The organism is Halomonas sp. DP4Y7-1 (assembly GCF_019800705.1).
GTDB classification, from domain to species: Bacteria; Pseudomonadota; Gammaproteobacteria; order Pseudomonadales; family Halomonadaceae; genus Halomonas; species Halomonas litopenaei_A.
The window spans coordinates 460,940-477,855 of sequence record NZ_JAHVKS010000003.1; the positions used below are offsets into that span (position 1 = coordinate 460,940).

The window sequence follows — 16,916 nt, forward strand, 5'->3', positions numbered from 1 at the left end:
AGTCTGTCAGGGCTCGAGGAAGCGCTCGAAGGCCGCCAGCGTTTCTGCGCTGACGTGATGTTCAATGCCTTCGGCGTCGACCCTGGCGGTTTCGGGAGTGATGCCGAGTTTGATCAGCACCGCTTCGACGATCTGGTGGCGTTCGCGACTGGCATCCGCCAGGGCCTGCCCCTTCTCGGTGAGGAAGATGCCGCGATAGGGCCGCTTGATGATCAGGCCTTCCTCGTCGAGGCGCTTGAGCATCTTGGCCACCGTGGGCTGGGCCACGCCCAGGCGGCGGGCGATATCCGTCTGACGCGCTTCACCGCCGTCGGTGATCAGATCCGAGATCAACTCGACATAGTCTTCGATGAGCTCGGTGCGGCGAGCATCCCTTGCCTTGCGAAACCCCTCGACGTGGCTTTCAGGAGAGATCAGCGATGCGCGTTCGTCGTGGTTGAGGGGGTCGTTCATGGGGGATGGTATCGCCTCGGGTCAAGGTGTCCATCTTGCCAATTGGTGACAGTATTGCAAGTTTGGCGCTGCCGTGATGCCAGTGAGGCTGCCCTATTGTTGACTTGGCGCGGGTTCGGTCATCGGCAAGCAGGGGCGTGTCGCGAGTGCCAGGAACTGCTTGAGCGGAAGCGGGGCCGAGTAAAGGTAGCCCTGAAAGGAGCGACAGCCAAGCTCCAGCAGTCGCTCCTGTTGTGCAGTGGTCTCGACGCCTTCCGCAATGACGCCCAGCTTGAGGGTCTGGGCGAGGGCGATAATGGTCTGGGCGATGGGGGCTGCGGTAGGGTCTTCGGTCAGGTCGCGAACAAACGCAACGTCGATCTTGAGCGTATCCAGGGGAAGCCGCTTGAGATACGCCAGAGAGGAGTATCCGGTGCCGAAGTCATCGATGGCGAAGCGCACTCCGAGATCACGCAGCTGGCCCAGAGTATCGATCACCGGATAGGCCTCTCCCAGCATCAGCGATTCGGTGAGCTCCAGGGTGAGCTGGCGGGCGGGGGCACCGGTCTTGGCCAAGGCTGCCTTGACCCCGGAGACAAAATCAGCGCGTTGAAACTCTCTCGCGCTGACATTGACCGACAGAGTCCAATGTCGTCGGTGCTCATGCTGCTGCCACTCGGCCAGCAGCTGGCAGGTCTGGTGCAGCACCCAGTTGCCCAGGTCGACAATCTGGCCGGTTTCCTCCGCCAGGCTGATGAAGGTGCTGGGGGAGATCAGACCGCGTTCGGGGTGTTCCCAGCGCAGCAGCATCTCGGCGCCGAGGATGTTGCCCAGATCATCCACCTGTGGCTGCATGTGAAGTCGTAGCTGATCTTCCTCGACGGCGGTCTTGAGCTGTCGCTCCAGCCTGAGGCGTGCGTCCAGTCGTTCAACCATGCAGGCTTCAAAGGCACAGGGGCGCTGTACCCCTTCGCACTTGCTTTCAAGAAGCGCCAGTCCTGCCCGCTTGAGCAGCTCGCCGACGCCAAGCTCTCCCCCGCGAAACAGCAGGAAGCCCCCGCTGACGTGGCAACTGTGACGCTCTCCGGCGAGGGAGTAGTCGCCGTTGAGGCTTTCCAGCACCTGCCGGGCCTTGCTGCGGGCTTGGTCCATGGCACTCTCTGGCGTCACTGACAGTCCGTCATAGAGCAGGGCGAATTCGTTGCTGGAAAGGCGTGCCAGATCGCTCGGTTGTCTGGCCCAGGGCTTCAATCTGGCGGCCAGGGCCTTGAGCAGGCGATCGCCGGTGGCCTGCCCCAGGGCGTCGTTGATGCCCTTGAAGTTATCGATATCGACAAGCAGCAGCATGATATGGCGCCCGCTGACATCACTGGCCAGCTGCAGCGCATGGATGCGTTCTTGCAGCGAACTACGGTTGGGCAGTGTCGTCAGGGCATCGTGATAGGCCTGATAGCGGATGCGCTGCTGGGCATTGTGGTGCGCCGTGGTATCACTGAGCGTCGCCACGAAGTGGCCTGCGCTGTCTTCTTCGGCGCGCACGCGGTTGATGCTAAGGCGTGCGGGAAAGCGATGGCCGGCACGATGACGAACCTCCACATCGCCGATCCAGGCGCCGTTCTCTTTCAGCGAACGCAGAATGTTGCCGCGATAGTGATCGAAGCGCAGCAGGGTATTGAGGCGCAGCAGCGAGTGGCCCTGGAGATCGGTGTGCGGCACCCCGGTCAACGTCTCGAAGGCGTGGTTGCACATCACCATACGTGCGCGCTGGTCGAGCAGCACGACGCCATCGTGCATCGACTCGATGACATCCACCAGCTGACGCCGGGACACCTGCATGCGGGCGGCGCTGTCCTGGAGTTTGCGATCGACCAGCACCGACGCCAGCGCCGTCAATGCGAACAATGAGGCAAGCACGATAACGGCGATCGCCACTATAGCGTCATGGCCAGCACTGTGGGGAATCGCCTCCCAGCCTGGTTCGGGCAAGAAGTGCACGGCCATCATGGCCGAGTAGTGCATGCTGCAAATGGCCAGCGATGCCAAGGTTGCCGCGATGAGGCTGCCGAGACGAATGCCATGAAAGCGGGGTAGGTCTCTCGCGGCGTGAAAGCAATGAATACTGGCGATGCCGAACGGCAGAGAAATCAGCAGAGACAAGATCAGCGGAGTCGGCGAAAAGCGCATGCTCGCAGGTAGCTGCATGGCCGCCATGCCGGTGTAATGCATGGTGGCAATTCCCGCGCTGAGAATGCAGCCTGCGACCACCTTGTGAACGGTGGAAAGTCCCTTGCGTGCCATGGCAGCAACCGCAATGAGCCCTGCTGCTATAGCGGGCAGCAGAGAGACCAGGGTCAGGCCCAGGCTATGATGGGCAGGAAAGGGCAGGCGATAGGCCAGCATGCCGGTGAAGTGCATGCTCCAGATGCCAAGTCCCATCATGGTGCCCCCGGCAAGCCACCAGATCTGACGGCGGTGCTTCCAGCGGGAGGCATTGACCCTTTCTGCCACGGCCATGGCAGAGTAGACCGACACCAGCGCCACCAGGCAAGACAGCACCACGAGCCAGGGAATATGTTCACCTTGGATGGCCTGGGCTACCTGTGGGTAGCTGATGAAAAGGGGAGGCATGAGGTAGAGGCGGTCTCTTGTGGGAAAGCCTTCGAACACACCCTCATTGATTAGCATGGCCTGGCGCGTAGGGCAAAGACTTGTTGAGCGAAGGACGTGCCAGGAGAGGCGGGGATCGTGCACATTTTTGTGGAAAACGGGCGCTGTGTGCCGCTCAAGAAGGGAGGAATGCCTTACATACTTCGCCGTCTAATAGTGCTGTGTTGTCCGTTGGGACGGGGGCGCCATGGTGCGCCCTTGAGCCGACCTAAGACCACGCCAGGCGTGCGCACAAGCCGCCCTGGGACCGATTGGAGAGTGACAGACTCACGCCCTGTTGACGTGCCATGGCGGTAACGATGGAGAGCCCAAGACCGCTGCCAGTCACCGATGAGTCGCTGGCTCTGTGGAAGCGTTCGCTCACGCGATTGAGGTGGCTCTCGGCGATGCCTGGACCACTATCGAGAATGCACAGTATCGGGCCGGAGGACGCCGATTCCAGGGTCACATGAACGGTGCTGTTGTCGGGAGAATAGCGCAACGCATTGTCCATCAGGTTGCGCACCATGATGCCGATCTCGGTGGCGTTACCGGCAACGAAGACGTGGGGCAGATCGACCAGCTCGATGATTTGATTCCGGGCCTGGGCCAGCGGCCAGAGCTCCGCGGCCAGGTCCTGCAGCAGGGCGCGTAGATCCACCTGCTCATGTGCTGCACTCGAGTGTCGATCGACCCTGGCGAGCACCAGCAACTGCTCGACCACGCGCTGCAGGCGCTCGACGCCCTGACGTGCCTTGGGCAGGGCGTTGCTCTCGCCAGCGATAGCATTGTCCAGGTGGATCTTCATGGCGGCCAACGGGGTGCGTAGCTCGTGCGCCGCATCGGCGGTGAACCGTCGCTCCTTCTCCAGGGCGGCCTTCAGGCGTTTCAGAAAGTCATTCAGGGCGCCCCTCAAGCCTTTCAATTCATCGGGTACGTCGAGCAGGATTTCGCCCAGGTCGCCGGAATCACGGTGCTCGACTTGCTCGGACAAGCGACGGATCGGCGTCAGGCCGCGGCGAATATGGCGCAGCACCAGCAATAGGCAAAGGGGCATCAGCAATACCATCGGCCACAGCTGGTTAAGGGCAATTCTCTCGATGATATCGGAGAAAAACTCCCGCTCGATGCCGATCTGCAACCATAGCCCACGGGAGTCATCGTGCAGGGCGAACACTCGCCAACGCGATTCCTCCAGCGAGCGCCAGCGGAAGCCTTGCTCGACGGGAGCGGTCATCTGAGCTTTGGCATCATGCCAGCCCGGGCCGATCAGCAGGGGCTTGCCGGCATCGTTCCACAGGCCAAAGCCGACCTTGCGTTCTTCATGGTGAAAGGTCTGTCCGTCAGCCTGGTCGAGGCTGCGCACCGCACCGCTTTCGGCGTAGAGCCTGGTGCTTGCTTTACGTTGATCCATCCACTGTGCCAGGCGCTCGTAATCTTCCGCCTCAGGTTCGGCGGGGAGCATGCTCATCAACCCGCGACCGGTGATGGCCAGCTGCGCATCAAGAATTTCTTCCAGCTCGTTCTGCGAGATCAGCCAGGCGGCGATGACCGAAAGAATGGTCACCAGGGTCAGCGTCAGCGCCAGGGTTCTGAACAGGTAGCGACGAATCGACATCATGGGGAAGGCGCCAGGAAATCAGTGTTGAGGCGGTATCCGATGCCGCGCACTGTGGTGATCATTTCCTTGTGAAGCTTCTTACGAAGGTGGTGGACATGCACTTCAAGTGCATTGGATTCGAGCTCCTCGCCCCAGCCATACAGCAGTCCTTCCAGCCGGGGCCGCGACAGCACCTGGCCAGGGTGCCTGGCAAGTTCAGACAGCAGGGCAAATTCGCGTCGACTCAGAGTGACCTGGTGTCCCTGCCAGTCCACAAGGTGTCGAGCTTCATCGATGGACAGGCAACCAATGTCGACGGTCGAGCTGGCGCGCCCGGCGGCGCGCCGCGTGATGACACGCAGGCGGGCCAGCAGCTCCTGCAGGTCAAATGGCTTGAGCACGTAGTCATCGGCACCGGCGTCCAGTCCTTGAATGCGGTCCTCGATGGCATCTCGAGCGGTCAAGATAAGAACGGGCAGAGAGCTGGTAAGGCGCAGGCGACGCAGTAGATCGACCCCATCGCAGTCCGGTAGACCCAGGTCCAGAACCATGACCGAAAAGGGTTCGCACGCCATGGCCCGGAGCGCCTGAGAGCCCTGGGTAAACCAGTCCACGGCGTAGCCCTCACGCTCCAGCGCGACCTTGATGCCGTCACCCAGCAACGGGTCGTCTTCCACCAATAATGCTCGCATACCCCAGATCCTCGCCCGGCACGTTGCCAACGTCGTCAGTATGACGGAGGTGGCCTTAAGGCAGTCTTAAGTTTTGGCCATCTATTGACCTGGGGACAGGTGTCTCATTGCAAATCTTTCCACGCGAGCTCCATTGGGGAGCGCTCGCTATCCGTCAATGGTGTAGAGGGCTAAAGAGGCAAGCTTCGGGATGACCTAGTCGTGGTCGCGAAGCGCGTAGATGTAAGCGTCAACCTGGCTGCCGTCTTGCTGAGTGACGGTGACCAGTACGCGTTGGTACTCAGGTCCCTCGAACTCATCGAGCTCCTGCCAGTGGTGCTGCAAATTGTCTGATTCGAAGACATGACCGCTGATCAGCTCACCTTGTGCGTCCGGCACCATGCCGGGAGAGCCCATGGCGGCTCCCCAGCCGGCCTCCAGCAGCCGTCCACGGGTAGTGCCAGCCACCCATTGCCCGCCAATCCGCTGCATCACATGTTCGTTGGGGCGCCCTGGGCCCAGTGTGCCGTAAATAAAAAGGCGGTCCATCGGTAGGCTCCTTATGATGGGAAATAAAGCGAGATTTTGCAGATCTTGGCATTGCCACACAAGCGGGGCCCTGTGTAATGCCTGGCAGAAGCGCTGGCAGACGAGCTCAGGGCCTGGGAAGGGGCGTGTACGTGCCGACATTCTCCCTCGGCCTGTCTCTGATGCCTGCAGCCCCCCCTGGGGGAGGTTCTTTTGTCGGTTTTGGTGGAGGCGGCGGGAATCGAACCCGGGGTAGGTAGAACGCGCCGACACTCGCCCTGGGGTCGGTCTTTGATACCCACAGACACAAAAAAGCCACCTGCTGATGAGGTGGCTTTTTCGTCGGTGTTGGTGGAGGCGGCGGGAATCGAGCCCGGGGGGTGTGAAAAGCGCCGACACTCGCCCTGGGGTCGGTCTTTGATACCCACAGACACAAAAAAGCCACCTGCTGATGAGGTGGCTTTTTCGTCGGTGTTGGTGGAGGCGGCGGGAATCGAACCCGGGTGTGTAGGAAGTGCCGACACTCGCCCTTGGGTCGGTCTTTGATACCCACAGACACAAAAAAACTTCCCGGTGGGAGGTTCTTTCGTCGGTGTTGGTGGAGGCGGCGGGAATCGAGCCCGGGTGTGTAGGAAGTGCCGACACTCGCCCTTGGGTCGGTCTTTGATACCCACAGACACAAAAAAACTTCCCGGTGGGAGGTTCTTTCGTCGGTGTTGGTGGAGGCGGTGGGAATCGAGCCCGGGGTGTGTAGAAAGCGCCGACACTCGCCCTGGGGGACGCTGTTAAACGAAAAATGCCACCGCTAAGGGTGGCATTTTTCTGGTGTTGGTGGAGGCGGCGGGAATCGAACCCGCGTCCGCCGACACTCGCCCATTGGCTCTACATGCTTAGTTCCGTCATTTTGTTTAACGCCTCAGGCTCCGACGGGCAGGATCCTGAAACGCGATTCCTCGTAAGTTTAGCGATTGACGAGAGGACAGCGCCAACCGCGATCTCACCTATCTTGGCTCATAGCCCATTGGCAACGGATGAGCGCGTCGCCGCCGGGTAGGACAAGAAGCTAACAGGTTTTAAGCTGCCAGCGCGCCCTGAGCGTAGTTTTCGTCGTTTGCGACTATTTAATCGTGATGTTGGATTTACGAGATACATCACGCTCTCGGCATGCACCTCAGGGGTTGTCATCGGCGTCGAAACCATGTCGCCCCCGTAACGCCCCGCCAGTGTACCAAAGATACTGCGGGAAGTGCCAGATCTGACGCTTCAGGCGCGATTTTGTTCCCTCATTACGCGACCTTTCTGCCGCTGCCAGTCCCGGTCTTTCTCGGTAGCGCGCTTGTCATGCAGCTTCTTGCCCGTTACCAGCGCAAGCTCGCATTTCACCCGGCTGCCTTTCCAGTACAGCTTGAGTGGGACGCAGGTGTGGCCCTTGTCCTGGGTGCGCGAAAAGATCTTGGCGATCTCCTTGCGGTGCAGCAGTAGCTTCCGTGTTCGTGTGGGGTCTGCCACTTCGTGGGTGCTGGCCGTGTTCAGCGGCATGATATGGCTGCCCAATAGCCATGCCTCACCATTCTTGACCAGGATGTAGGTGTCGGTGAGCTGGGCCTTGCCGGCGCGCAGGCTCTTGACTTCCCACCCCGCCAGCGCCAGGCCGGCCTCGAAGGTCTCATCGATGTGGTACTCGAAGCGTGCCTTCTTGTTCTGGGCGATGGTGTTGTTGCCAGGACCCTTGTCCTTTCCCTTCTTGCTGGCCATGGAACCTCTTTGATCTCTGAGTCGGTCCCGAGGACGTTATCGTCATCGGGGTGGCCTCTGATGCATCTGTCCATTCCTGCCGCTGCAGCAAGGCGACGACGGCACCGTCGAGCCTGGTGGCTGGATGACTCCTCGGTATTGCTCCTCGAAGAGGGAGTCCAGTCCGGCGGTGGAAGCGTGATACCATTCAAGGCCGAAACAACCGCTCATGATACGCCCTGGGCTTCTGGAAGTCAGCGGAGAGGTCAATGCCAACCGTCAATCGATCCGCCATGGTGCGGCACACTCCCAAGCAGATGTTCGATCTGGTGAACGATTTCGAAAGCTATCCTGAGTTCCTGCCGGGATGTCGCCGTGCCCGCCTGGTGGAGGAAGAGCCTTCACACCTGGTGGGGGAAATGACCCTGGGCAGGGCCGGGATCGAGCAGACCATTGTGACCCGTAATGACCTTCACGAGCCGGAGCGGATTGAGCTGTCGTTGGTAAAAGGGCCGTTCAAGCGCATGAGCGGGCGCTGGAAGTTCACTGCTATGGGCGACAACGTGTGCAAGGTGAGCCTGGAAATGGACTTCGAGTTTTCCAGTCGGCTGTTGGGCATGGCGTTCGGCAAGGTCTTTCAGCAGATTGCCGGCCAGCAGGTAGATGCCTTCACTCGTCGTGCTGATGAGCTGTATGGACGCTGACGCTGACGCTCCCGCGACGGCACAGGAGCGCATCACGGTCGAGGTCGCCTTTGCCTTGCCGCACAAGCAGAGGCTGGTGGCGCTGCGACTTCCGGTTGGGACGACGGCCACTCAAGCCGTGGCGGCGGCACATCTGCCGGCGCTGTTTCCTGAATTGCCTGCAGACACCTTCACCGATGCCAGCCTTGGCATCTTTGGCAAGACGCTGCGTGACCCGTCGCAGCACGTGCTGCGTAACGGAGACCGTGTCGAAGTCTATCGCCCGCTGAAGATTGATCCGAAACAGGCCCGCGCGCAGCGCGCAGCCCGCGACCGCTGAGATGATCAGCGGTCGCGGGCCTGTGCGTCGGGGCTGCAGCCGATCCGTTCGAGGGCTTACTCCCGCTCGGGATCGACGGTGCGGTTGTAGATAGGTTCGATGTTGGCCTCGCCGTCGGGGTTGTCATCGGCCCCGCCGCTGGTCGGTCCGACACCGTAGCTATGCTTGCCGGCGACGTCCGGGTCCATGCTGAAGTCGCCATCGCGCTCGATGTTGACCAAGTTGTTGCCAGCAAAGGTCAGCGTGACGCGTCGTTGCATCACATCTCCGTAGGCTTCATCCAGTCGATAGACATAGTCCCACTGCTCGGCGTTAAACGGCGCCTCCAGCAGCGGAGAGCCCATCAGGTTGATGACCTCCTGGCGTGACATGCCTGGGCGCAGCTGTTCGACCATATTGTTGGTCACCAGGTTGCCCTGGGCCAGGTCGCGCTTGTACACGCTGAAATAGGTGCAGCCACTGGTCAGTGCCAGGGCCAGTGAAAGGGTGACAATTCCGGTCAGCTTTTGCATTTGCGCCTGTTCTTCACTATCGTGGGGTCGGTCGATCATACCCGACCCTACCTGATACTGCGAAGAGCAACCATGGCCGACAAGAACCATGAATTGCGCAAGGCCGGACTGAAAGTCACCCTGCCGCGCGTTAAGATCCTGCAGATCCTCGAATCTGCCACCGATCAGCACCACCTGAGTGCCGAGGACGTGTACAAGACGTTGCTCGAAGCTGGCGAAGATGTAGGCCTGGCCACGGTATATCGTGTGCTGACTCAGTTCGAGTCAGCGGGCCTGGTGATACGACACAATTTCGACGGTGGCCATGCGGTCTTTGAGCTCTCTCAGGAAGAGCATCATGACCACATGGTGTGCCTGGAAAGTGGCGAAATCATCGAGTTCTTCGATGAAACCATCGAGCGTCGCCAGCAAGAAATTGCGGAAGAGCACGGTTTTGAGCTCGTGGACCATGCGCTGGTCCTCTACGTCAGACCGAAAGGCTCCAAGGCCACTCGTCAGGAAGGTATCGCCAAGCGTTAAGATTGGCGCTCCTTGCCTGAGCTCAGGTGTACAAGCCTCCGCCCTAGGGTGGAGGCTTTGTTGTGTCTGCCTGTTTTTTGTCGACGGATGTGTGCAGTGTGTCCGTCGGTCAATGGTGGGCGCGCTGGCTGGCGTCGAGCATCTCGCGGGCATGGGCGAGCGTCTGATCGGATAGCTTGACCCCTCCCAGCATGCGAGCCAGCTCGCCAACTCGTCCGGCCTCGTCCAGTAGCGCCATATGCGTCGAGGTGCTGTCTTTACGGGCCTTCTTCTCGATATGCAGATGGTGGTGCGCCTGTGCGGCGACCTGTGGCAGGTGTGTGACCGTCAATACCTGGCCACCTTCGCCAAGACGCTTGAGTAGCTGCCCCACGATCTCGGCCGTGGCGCCTGATACCCCGACATCCACTTCATCGAACACCAGGCAAGGAATGGTCGAGTGCTGTGCCGCGATGACCTGAATCGCCAGGCTGATGCGTGACAGCTCACCCCCAGAGGCGACCTTGGCCAGAGGCCTGGGTGGCTGGCCGGGGTTGGCTGCAATCAAGAAGCGCACCCGGTCCATGCCTTCGGGGGCGGCGGCATCGCGCTGGCTGACTTCTACCTCGAAGCGCGCCTTGCCCATGGCCAGGAAGGCCAGCTGCTGCTGAACCTCCTTGCCAAAGCGCTTCGCCGCCTTGTGGCGTTCACCGCTGACCTTTTCCGCCAACTGTCGCCACTCTGCCTTGAGGGCATCGGCCTTTTCGGTCAGTGCTTCCAGGTCCTCGTCGCCACCCTCAAGGCCTTCCAGCTCGGTGGACAGGCGCTGATGCAGGGTGACGATCTCCTCTGGCAACACGTGATGCTTGCGGGCGATTCGGTGGGTTTCAGCCAGTCGTTGCTCGACCCATGCCAGGCGCTCAGGGTCGAGTTCGACACTTGCCATGACCTGGTGAAGCTCTCTTCCGGCCTCTTCCAGTTGGATGCTGGCATCCCCCAACAGCGCCAGAGCGTTAGCCAGTGCCCCCTGGTTGCTGCCCGGCAAGGCCGCAAGGCGCTGGGTGGCCTGGTGCAGCAACGGCAGTGCGCCACCCTCGTCATTGTCACAGCAATCCAGTGCAAACTGGGTCTCTGCCAAGCGCGTTTCAGCGTGGGCGAGAAGTTCCTGTTCCTGTTCCAGGCTGTCGAGCTCCTCCTCGCCCAGGCCCAGCTGGTCGAGCTCTTCCACCTGGTAGCGCAACAGCTGCCGACGCGCACGAATGTCGTCGCTGTCGTCGGCCAGGCGCTTGAGCTGGCGGCGGGTGGCCTGCCACTCACGGTAGAGCTCGGCCAGGCGTGCCACCGACTCGCGGTGGCCGGCCAGGTCATCCAGCAGCCTGAGGTGGGTGTCCTCTGCCAGCAGCGCCTGATGGGCATGCTGACCATGGATCTCGATCAAGGTCTCGCCCAGAGACTTCAAGTCAGCGATGGTGGCCGGCTGACCATTGATCCAGGCCTTGGAGCGACCGCTCTTGGTCACGACCCGACGCAGCAGGCAGTCATCGGCAGACAGCTCTCGGCTCTCCAGCCAGGTGCGTGCATTGGGTAGGCCGCTGATATCGAAGCGTGCGCTCAGGTCGGCGCGAGATTGTCCGTGTCGGACGCTGCCCGCGTCGCCACGCTCACCCAGGCAGAGCCCGAGGGCGCCGAGCAGGATGGACTTGCCTGCACCGGTTTCCCCGGTAATAGCGGTCATGCCACCGTCAAGCTCAAGCTCGAGGTGGTCGACGATGGCAAAATCCTGGATCGAGAGTTCGGTCAGCATGCGGGCCTCCGGGTGACGCTACCTGGAGCAGGTAGCGGTAGGTGCTCAATGCTTGATCCCGGTGAGGATGGAAGGATGGACGCATCCGTGCCGGGAGGGCGGTAGACGGGTACTGGTTATCTATCCATGACTTGGTGTTTTATACAGTAGTTGAGGCACGCCGACAATGCACGCCGACGTGCCGATGTCGGCGCCGTCATTGGCGAATGGCTGTTCGTGTGAGTCAGATCAGCCTTCGGGGCCCTTGAGATTGTCCTGGCCAGCCCCATATATCCCTGCAGTTTGCGGCCGAGGGAAGCAGGCGATGTCACGCTTCCTTGCGGTCAATCACTTTACAGGCGGTGCCACCGCGATTGTTGGAATGCTTCAGGAGGCTGCACATGGCCAAAGATCCCCAGACCCCGCTGGATGACGAACTCGCACGCCAGGAACAGGAAGGCGATCCGCAGCAGTCTGCAGAGACTGCCGAAGCGATCGAAGGCGAGTTGGATGACATCATCGACTTGGCTGAGGATGACGCCCAGGGCGACGCCGTGGAAGGCAGTGACAATCCTGAGGCTGAGGTGCTGGCCGCACGGGTCGAGGAGCTCGAGCAGAGCGTGGCCGATGCCAAGGATCAGGCGCTGCGTGCAGCGGCAGAGGCGCAGAACGTTCGCCGCCGTGCAGAAGCGGAGGCTGAAAAGGCCCGCAAGTTCGCGCTGGAGAAGTTCATCAAGGACCTTCTGCCGGTGGTAGATAGCCTCGAGAAAGCCCTTGAGGCCATGGGCGAAGATGCCTCTGAAGCGCATCGCGAAGGGGTTTCCATGACCCTCAAGATGCAGCTCGACGTGCTGGGCAAGTTTGGTGTCGACATCGTCGAACCCCATGGCGAGCCGTTTGATCCGCAGTTCCACGAGGCCATGGCCATGGTGCCCAATCCCGAACTTGAGCCCAACACCGTCATGGACGTGATGCAAAAGGGGTATGTGCTCAACGGCAGACTGGTGCGCCCGGCCATGGTGGTCGTCAGCCAGGCCGCCGGCTAAGCCGGACGCCCGAAAACGTTAAGGGTTGTCGCGCCGGAAAGCGGATGGGGACTTGAAAACGGCGATAACGCCCCCCAGATAGTCGGCAACCCCGCGGTTAACGCCGCAACACGAACTTTAGTTACGCAATACACGAATTCGAGGATTTCCTATGGGACGCATCATCGGCATTGACCTTGGTACCACTAACTCTTGTGTGGCCGTGCTCGACGGCGACAGCGCCAAGGTAATCGAAAACGCAGAAGGCGCACGCACCACTCCGTCCATCATCGCCTACACCGATGATGGCGAGACTCTGGTGGGGCAGGCGGCCAAGCGTCAGGCGGTGACCAACCCGGAAAACACCCTGTACGCGATCAAGCGTCTGATTGGCCGTCGTTTCAAGGACGACGTTGTCCAGAAGGACATCAAGATGGTGCCGTACACCATCGCCGAAGCCGACAATGGTGACGCCTGGGTCGAGGTGAAGGGCAAGAAGCTTGCGCCGCCCCAGGTCAGCGCTGAAGTGCTGAAGAAGATGAAGAAGACCGCTGAGGACTATCTTGGCGAAGCCGTGACCGAGGCGGTCATCACCGTGCCGGCCTACTTCAACGACAGCCAGCGTCAGGCTACCAAGGACGCCGGCCGCATTGCCGGTCTGGAAGTCAAGCGCATCATCAACGAGCCGACCGCTGCTGCCCTGGCCTACGGCATGGACAAGTCGCGCGGTGACAAGACCATCGCGGTCTATGACCTGGGTGGCGGTACCTTCGATATCTCCATCATCGAAGTGGCTGACGTCGACGGCGAAACCCAGTTCGAAGTGCTCGCCACCAACGGCGATACCTTCCTGGGTGGTGAGGACTTTGACCTCAAGCTGATCAACTACCTGGTCGATCAGTTCAAGGCCGACAGCGGTATCGACCTGTCCGGGGACAACCTGGCGATGCAGCGCCTGAAGGAAGCTGCCGAGAAGGCCAAGATCGAGCTGTCCAGCGCGCAGCAGACCGACGTCAACCTGCCTTACATCACCGCTGACAACACTGGCCCGAAGCACCTCAACGTCAAGGTGACCCGCGCCAAGCTCGAGTCACTGGTGGAAGAGCTGGTCAGCCGTTCGCTGGCACCGTGCAAGACCGCTCTGTCGGACGCTGGCCTGTCTGCCTCCGAGATCGACGACGTGATCCTGGTCGGTGGCCAGACCCGCATGCCGATGGTGCAGTCCAAGGTGGCCGAGTTCTTTGGCAAGGACGCTCGCAAGGACGTCAACCCGGACGAGGCCGTGGCTGTGGGTGCTGCGATTCAGGGCGGCGTGCTTGGCGGTGACGTCAAGGACGTGCTGCTGCTCGACGTGACGCCGCTGACCCTGGGCATCGAGACCCTGGGTGGCGTGATGACGGCGCTGATCGAGAAGAACACCACCATTCCGACCAAGAAGACCCAGGTGTTCTCGACTGCCGATGACAACCAGACAGCCGTGACCATTCACGTGCTGCAGGGTGAGCGCAAGCAGTCCAGCGGCAACAAGTCACTCGGCCGCTTCGACCTGTCCGATATTCCGCCGGCACCGCGTGGCGTACCGCAGATCGAAGTTGCCTTCGACCTGGATGCCAACGGTATCCTCAATGTGTCCGCCAAGGACAAGGCGACCGGCAAGGAGCAGTCCATCGTCATCAAGGCCTCCAGCGGCCTGTCCGATGACGAGATCGAGCAGATGGTCCGCGATGCGGAGGCCCATGCCGATGAGGACAAGAAGTTCGAAGAGCTGGTCGCACTGCGCAACCAGGCCGATGGCATGATCCACGCCTCGCGCAAGACTCTCGAGGAAGCCGGTGACAAGGCGTCCGAGGAAGAGAAGCAGGCTATCGAGAGCGCCATCAAGGAACTCGAAGAAGCCCTGCAAGGCGATGACAAGGACGCCATCCAGGCCAAGCTTGATGCCTTGACCGAGGCCTCCGGCAACCTGGCGCAGAAGATGTACGCCGAGCAGGCAGATGCCGGCCAGCAGGCGGGCGACGCCGAGGCAGGCGCTGGCGCCAAGAAGGAAGATGACGTGGTCGACGCCGAGTATGAAGAAGTCAACGACGACCAGAAAAAGCAGTAACCACGACATCTGAACCTCGGATGACACCAGCGCGGGAGCCTGCCTCCCGCGTTGGTGTTGCTGAGGATCGCTACGGAGGCGGACAGACCCATGTCCAAGCGAGACTACTACGAGGTACTGGGTGTCGAGCGCGGTGCCGATCAGAAGGACATCAAGAAGGCCTATCGGCGGCTGGCACAGAAGTACCACCCGGACCGCAACCCGGACGATGACACCTCGGCGGAGAAATTCCGTGAAGTGTCCGAGGCCTACGAGGTACTGACCGACAGCGAGAAGCGCGCGGCCTATGACCAGTTCGGCCATGCCGGCGTCGACGGTCAGGGCGGTGGTGGCTTCGGCGGCGCCGGGGCTGGCGGCTTCAGCGATATCTTCGGGGATGTCTTCGGTGACATCTTTGGCGGTGGCGGCGGTCGTCGCAACCCCAACGCCCCGCAGCGCGGCAGCGATCTGCGCTACAACCTGGAGCTCGACCTCGAAAGTGCCGTGGCCGGTACCAGTGTGGACATTCGCGTGCCTCGCCACGTCGAGTGTGAGCGCTGTGACGGTGATGGTGCGGAGCCCGGCTCCACCAAGGAGACCTGCCCCACCTGTCACGGTCATGGTCAGGTACGCATGCAGCAGGGCTTCTTTGCCGTGCAGCAGACGTGTCCGACCTGTCATGGCAGCGGCCAGCACATCAAGGTGCCGTGCCACAAGTGCCATGGCGAAGGGCGCGTGCGCGAGACCCGCACCCTGTCGGTCAAGATTCCGGCTGGCGTCGATTCCGGTGATCGCATTCGCCTCAACGGTGAGGGCGAGGCTGGGGTCAACGGTGGCCCGCCTGGCGATCTGTACGTGCAGGTGGCGATCAAGCCGCACCATATCTTCGAACGGGATGGCCGTCACCTGCAGTGTGAAGTGCCGATCAACTTTGTTGATGCGGCCCTTGGTGGAGAGCTGGAAGTGCCCACTCTGGATGGGCGCGTCAAGCTGAAGATTCCGGCAGAAACCCAGACAGGCAAGCTGTTCCGGTTGCGTGGCAAGGGGGTCAAGCCGGTTCGCGGAGGCCCCGCGGGTGACCTGTTGTGCCGCGTGGTGGTGGAAACACCGGTTAATCTCAGCGAAGAGCAGAAAGACCTGCTCCGCAGCTTCCAGGACAGCCTCGGTGGCAGCAATGCCCAGCATTCGCCGAAGAAGTCGAGCTTCTTCGACGGTGTGAAGAAGTTCTTTGAAGATATGAAGCTGTAAGTCGCTGCTGGCCAGCGACCCGGGACTACCCGGGCTGATGTGACCCGCCAACCCCCGGCGCCATGCGCTGGGGGTTGGCGTTTGTCAGACAGGCACAAAAGGACGTGGGGACACATGGACCAGGATATGAGCCAGGGCCTGAATCAGGGCTTAAACCAGGGCTTAAACCAGCGCTTAAAACAGGGCATGAGCCTGCGCATTCACCAAGGCATAGGCCATGGGTGATCAGGACCGGCCGCTTGCGGGCATCGTGCTGCGGATTGGCTCCGGCCTGCTGTTTGCGGCGATGCTGATTTGCGTGAAATGGGTGAGTGACGACGTACCGCTGGGACAGGTGGTGTTCTTCCGCTCCGCCTTCGCGCTACTGCCTATCGTGGTGTTCCTGGCCTGGCGTCACGAATTTCCTAAAGGACTGGCCACTCGCCGCCCTGGCGGCCACCTGCTGCGTTCCAGTCTTGGCGCTGCGTCGATGTTTGCCACCTTCGCTGCCTTGGCCAGATTGCCGGTGGCGGAGGCAACCCTGTTGGCACAGCTCGCCCCCGTGCTGATGGCCATCGGCGGTGTCGTGATGCTGGGGGAACGCTTCACCCTTCCGCGGGCCCTGGCACTGATGCTGGCTGTCGCTGGGGTCGCCGTGCTGGTTGTCCCGGATATCGGTGACAGCCACAAGGCCGGCCAGCTATCCGGTTATGCGTTAGGCGTGTTGGGGGCGTCGTTGACGGCTGCTGCGCTGGTGACTGTACGACGTATCTCGCGCACTGAAGGCGCTGGTGCCATCGCGTTCTATTTCGTGCTGGCGTGCACCCTGGCGGGACTGGCGACGTGGCCATTGGGTTGGGTGGCGCTGCCGACGGAGACACTGACGCTATTGATCCTGTCGGGGCTGTTCGGTGGCGCGGCTCATATCTGCATGACCCTGGCGCTGCGTTTCGCGGAAGTGTCGCGACTGGCGCCTTTTGAATACATTGCGCTGATCTGGCCCGTGTTGGCAGACGTCTGGCTATTTGGCCAGCCGCTATCGTCGGGCTTTCTGCTGGCGCTGCCTCTGATGCTGGGCGGGGCGGCTCTGGCGGCGATGGAAGGGCGCCGCCTAGGCTTTCGCCGCAGGCGCCCTGACACGTTGAAGTAGGCTA

At 61.3% G+C, this 16,916-nt stretch carries 15 protein-coding genes and 1 other RNA gene; 7 read left to right on the plus strand and 9 right to left on the minus strand.

Annotation, left to right across the window (positions count from 1 at the left end):
* Nucleotides 1-6: 6 nt before the first annotated feature.
* From mntR to smpB, 7 genes are all read right to left on the minus strand, one after another.
* Nucleotides 7-453 carry a manganese-binding transcriptional regulator MntR gene (gene mntR / locus KUV72_RS08520; protein ID WP_206942395.1) on the minus strand — a complete coding sequence of 149 codons (447 nt, stop codon included), beginning with the start codon at nt 451-453 and terminating at the stop codon, nt 7-9.
* Nucleotides 454-546: 93 nt separating this feature from the next.
* Nucleotides 547-3,060, minus strand: a complete 2,514-nt coding sequence (locus tag KUV72_RS08525) for an EAL domain-containing protein (RefSeq protein ID WP_222238009.1) — start codon at nt 3,058-3,060, stop codon at nt 547-549.
* Between the two features lie 247 nt (nt 3,061-3,307).
* The gene (locus KUV72_RS08530; RefSeq protein WP_222238010.1) at nt 3,308-4,699 is read right to left on the minus strand and encodes an ATP-binding protein; all 1,392 of its coding nucleotides are present in this window, start codon (nt 4,697-4,699) and stop codon (nt 3,308-3,310) included.
* The gene (locus tag KUV72_RS08535) at nt 4,696-5,370 is read right to left on the minus strand and encodes a response regulator transcription factor (protein WP_206942402.1); all 675 of its coding nucleotides are present in this window, start codon (nt 5,368-5,370) and stop codon (nt 4,696-4,698) included. The genes KUV72_RS08530 and KUV72_RS08535 overlap by 4 nt, the downstream gene beginning before the upstream one ends.
* 195 nt (nt 5,371-5,565) lie before the next feature.
* Complete coding sequence (locus KUV72_RS08540; protein ID WP_206942404.1) at nt 5,566-5,898, minus strand: gamma-glutamylcyclotransferase; 333 nt, start codon at nt 5,896-5,898, stop codon at nt 5,566-5,568.
* 808 nt (nt 5,899-6,706) lie between these two features.
* Nucleotides 6,707-7,086: a transfer-messenger RNA gene (gene ssrA / locus KUV72_RS08545) on the minus strand.
* 54 nt (nt 7,087-7,140) lie between these two features.
* The gene (smpB, locus tag KUV72_RS08550) at nt 7,141-7,632 is read right to left on the minus strand and encodes an SsrA-binding protein SmpB (protein WP_206942442.1); all 492 of its coding nucleotides are present in this window, start codon (nt 7,630-7,632) and stop codon (nt 7,141-7,143) included.
* Nucleotides 7,633-7,880: 248 nt separating this feature from the next.
* Between smpB and KUV72_RS08555 the strand changes: the two genes are divergently transcribed.
* A complete protein-coding gene (locus KUV72_RS08555; RefSeq protein ID WP_206942443.1) occupies nt 7,881-8,315 on the plus strand; it encodes a type II toxin-antitoxin system RatA family toxin in 435 nt (144 codons plus the stop codon).
* Complete coding sequence (locus KUV72_RS08560; RefSeq protein ID WP_222238011.1) at nt 8,305-8,634, plus strand: RnfH family protein; 330 nt, start codon at nt 8,305-8,307, stop codon at nt 8,632-8,634. Before KUV72_RS08555 ends, KUV72_RS08560 begins: the two co-directional genes overlap by 11 nt.
* Before the next feature lie 56 nt (nt 8,635-8,690).
* Here KUV72_RS08560 and KUV72_RS08565 read toward each other — a convergent pair whose 3' ends face one another.
* A complete protein-coding gene (locus KUV72_RS08565) occupies nt 8,691-9,185 on the minus strand; it encodes an outer membrane protein assembly factor BamE (RefSeq protein WP_308126691.1) in 495 nt (164 codons plus the stop codon).
* A gap of 33 nt (nt 9,186-9,218) precedes the next feature.
* Here KUV72_RS08565 and fur point away from each other — a divergent pair, with 33 nt between their 5' ends.
* Nucleotides 9,219-9,665, plus strand: coding sequence for a ferric iron uptake transcriptional regulator (fur, locus tag KUV72_RS08570; RefSeq protein WP_206942445.1), 447 nt, complete (start codon nt 9,219-9,221; stop codon nt 9,663-9,665).
* A gap of 109 nt (nt 9,666-9,774) precedes the next feature.
* Here the strand turns inward: fur and recN are convergent, their stop codons facing one another.
* Nucleotides 9,775-11,448 (minus strand): DNA repair protein RecN, encoded by a 1,674-nt coding sequence (gene recN / locus KUV72_RS08575; protein ID WP_222238012.1) that lies wholly within the window; start codon nt 11,446-11,448, stop codon nt 9,775-9,777.
* 380 nt (nt 11,449-11,828) lie between these two features.
* Between recN and grpE the strand changes: the two genes are divergently transcribed.
* The 4 genes from grpE (at nt 11,829) to KUV72_RS08595 (ending at nt 16,912) form a co-directional block, all read left to right on the plus strand.
* Nucleotides 11,829-12,473: a nucleotide exchange factor GrpE gene (gene grpE / locus KUV72_RS08580; protein ID WP_222162151.1), complete on the plus strand. Its 645-nt coding sequence runs from the start codon at nt 11,829-11,831 to the stop codon at nt 12,471-12,473.
* Between the two features lie 151 nt (nt 12,474-12,624).
* Nucleotides 12,625-14,556 (plus strand): molecular chaperone DnaK, encoded by a 1,932-nt coding sequence (gene dnaK, locus KUV72_RS08585; protein ID WP_206942450.1) that lies wholly within the window; start codon nt 12,625-12,627, stop codon nt 14,554-14,556.
* A 90-nt stretch (nt 14,557-14,646) separates the two neighbouring features.
* Nucleotides 14,647-15,783: a molecular chaperone DnaJ gene (gene dnaJ, locus KUV72_RS08590; protein ID WP_206942452.1), complete on the plus strand. Its 1,137-nt coding sequence runs from the start codon at nt 14,647-14,649 to the stop codon at nt 15,781-15,783.
* Between the two features lie 217 nt (nt 15,784-16,000).
* Nucleotides 16,001-16,912: a DMT family transporter gene (locus KUV72_RS08595; RefSeq protein WP_222238013.1), complete on the plus strand. Its 912-nt coding sequence runs from the start codon at nt 16,001-16,003 to the stop codon at nt 16,910-16,912.
* Nucleotides 16,913-16,916 lie beyond the last annotated feature (4 nt).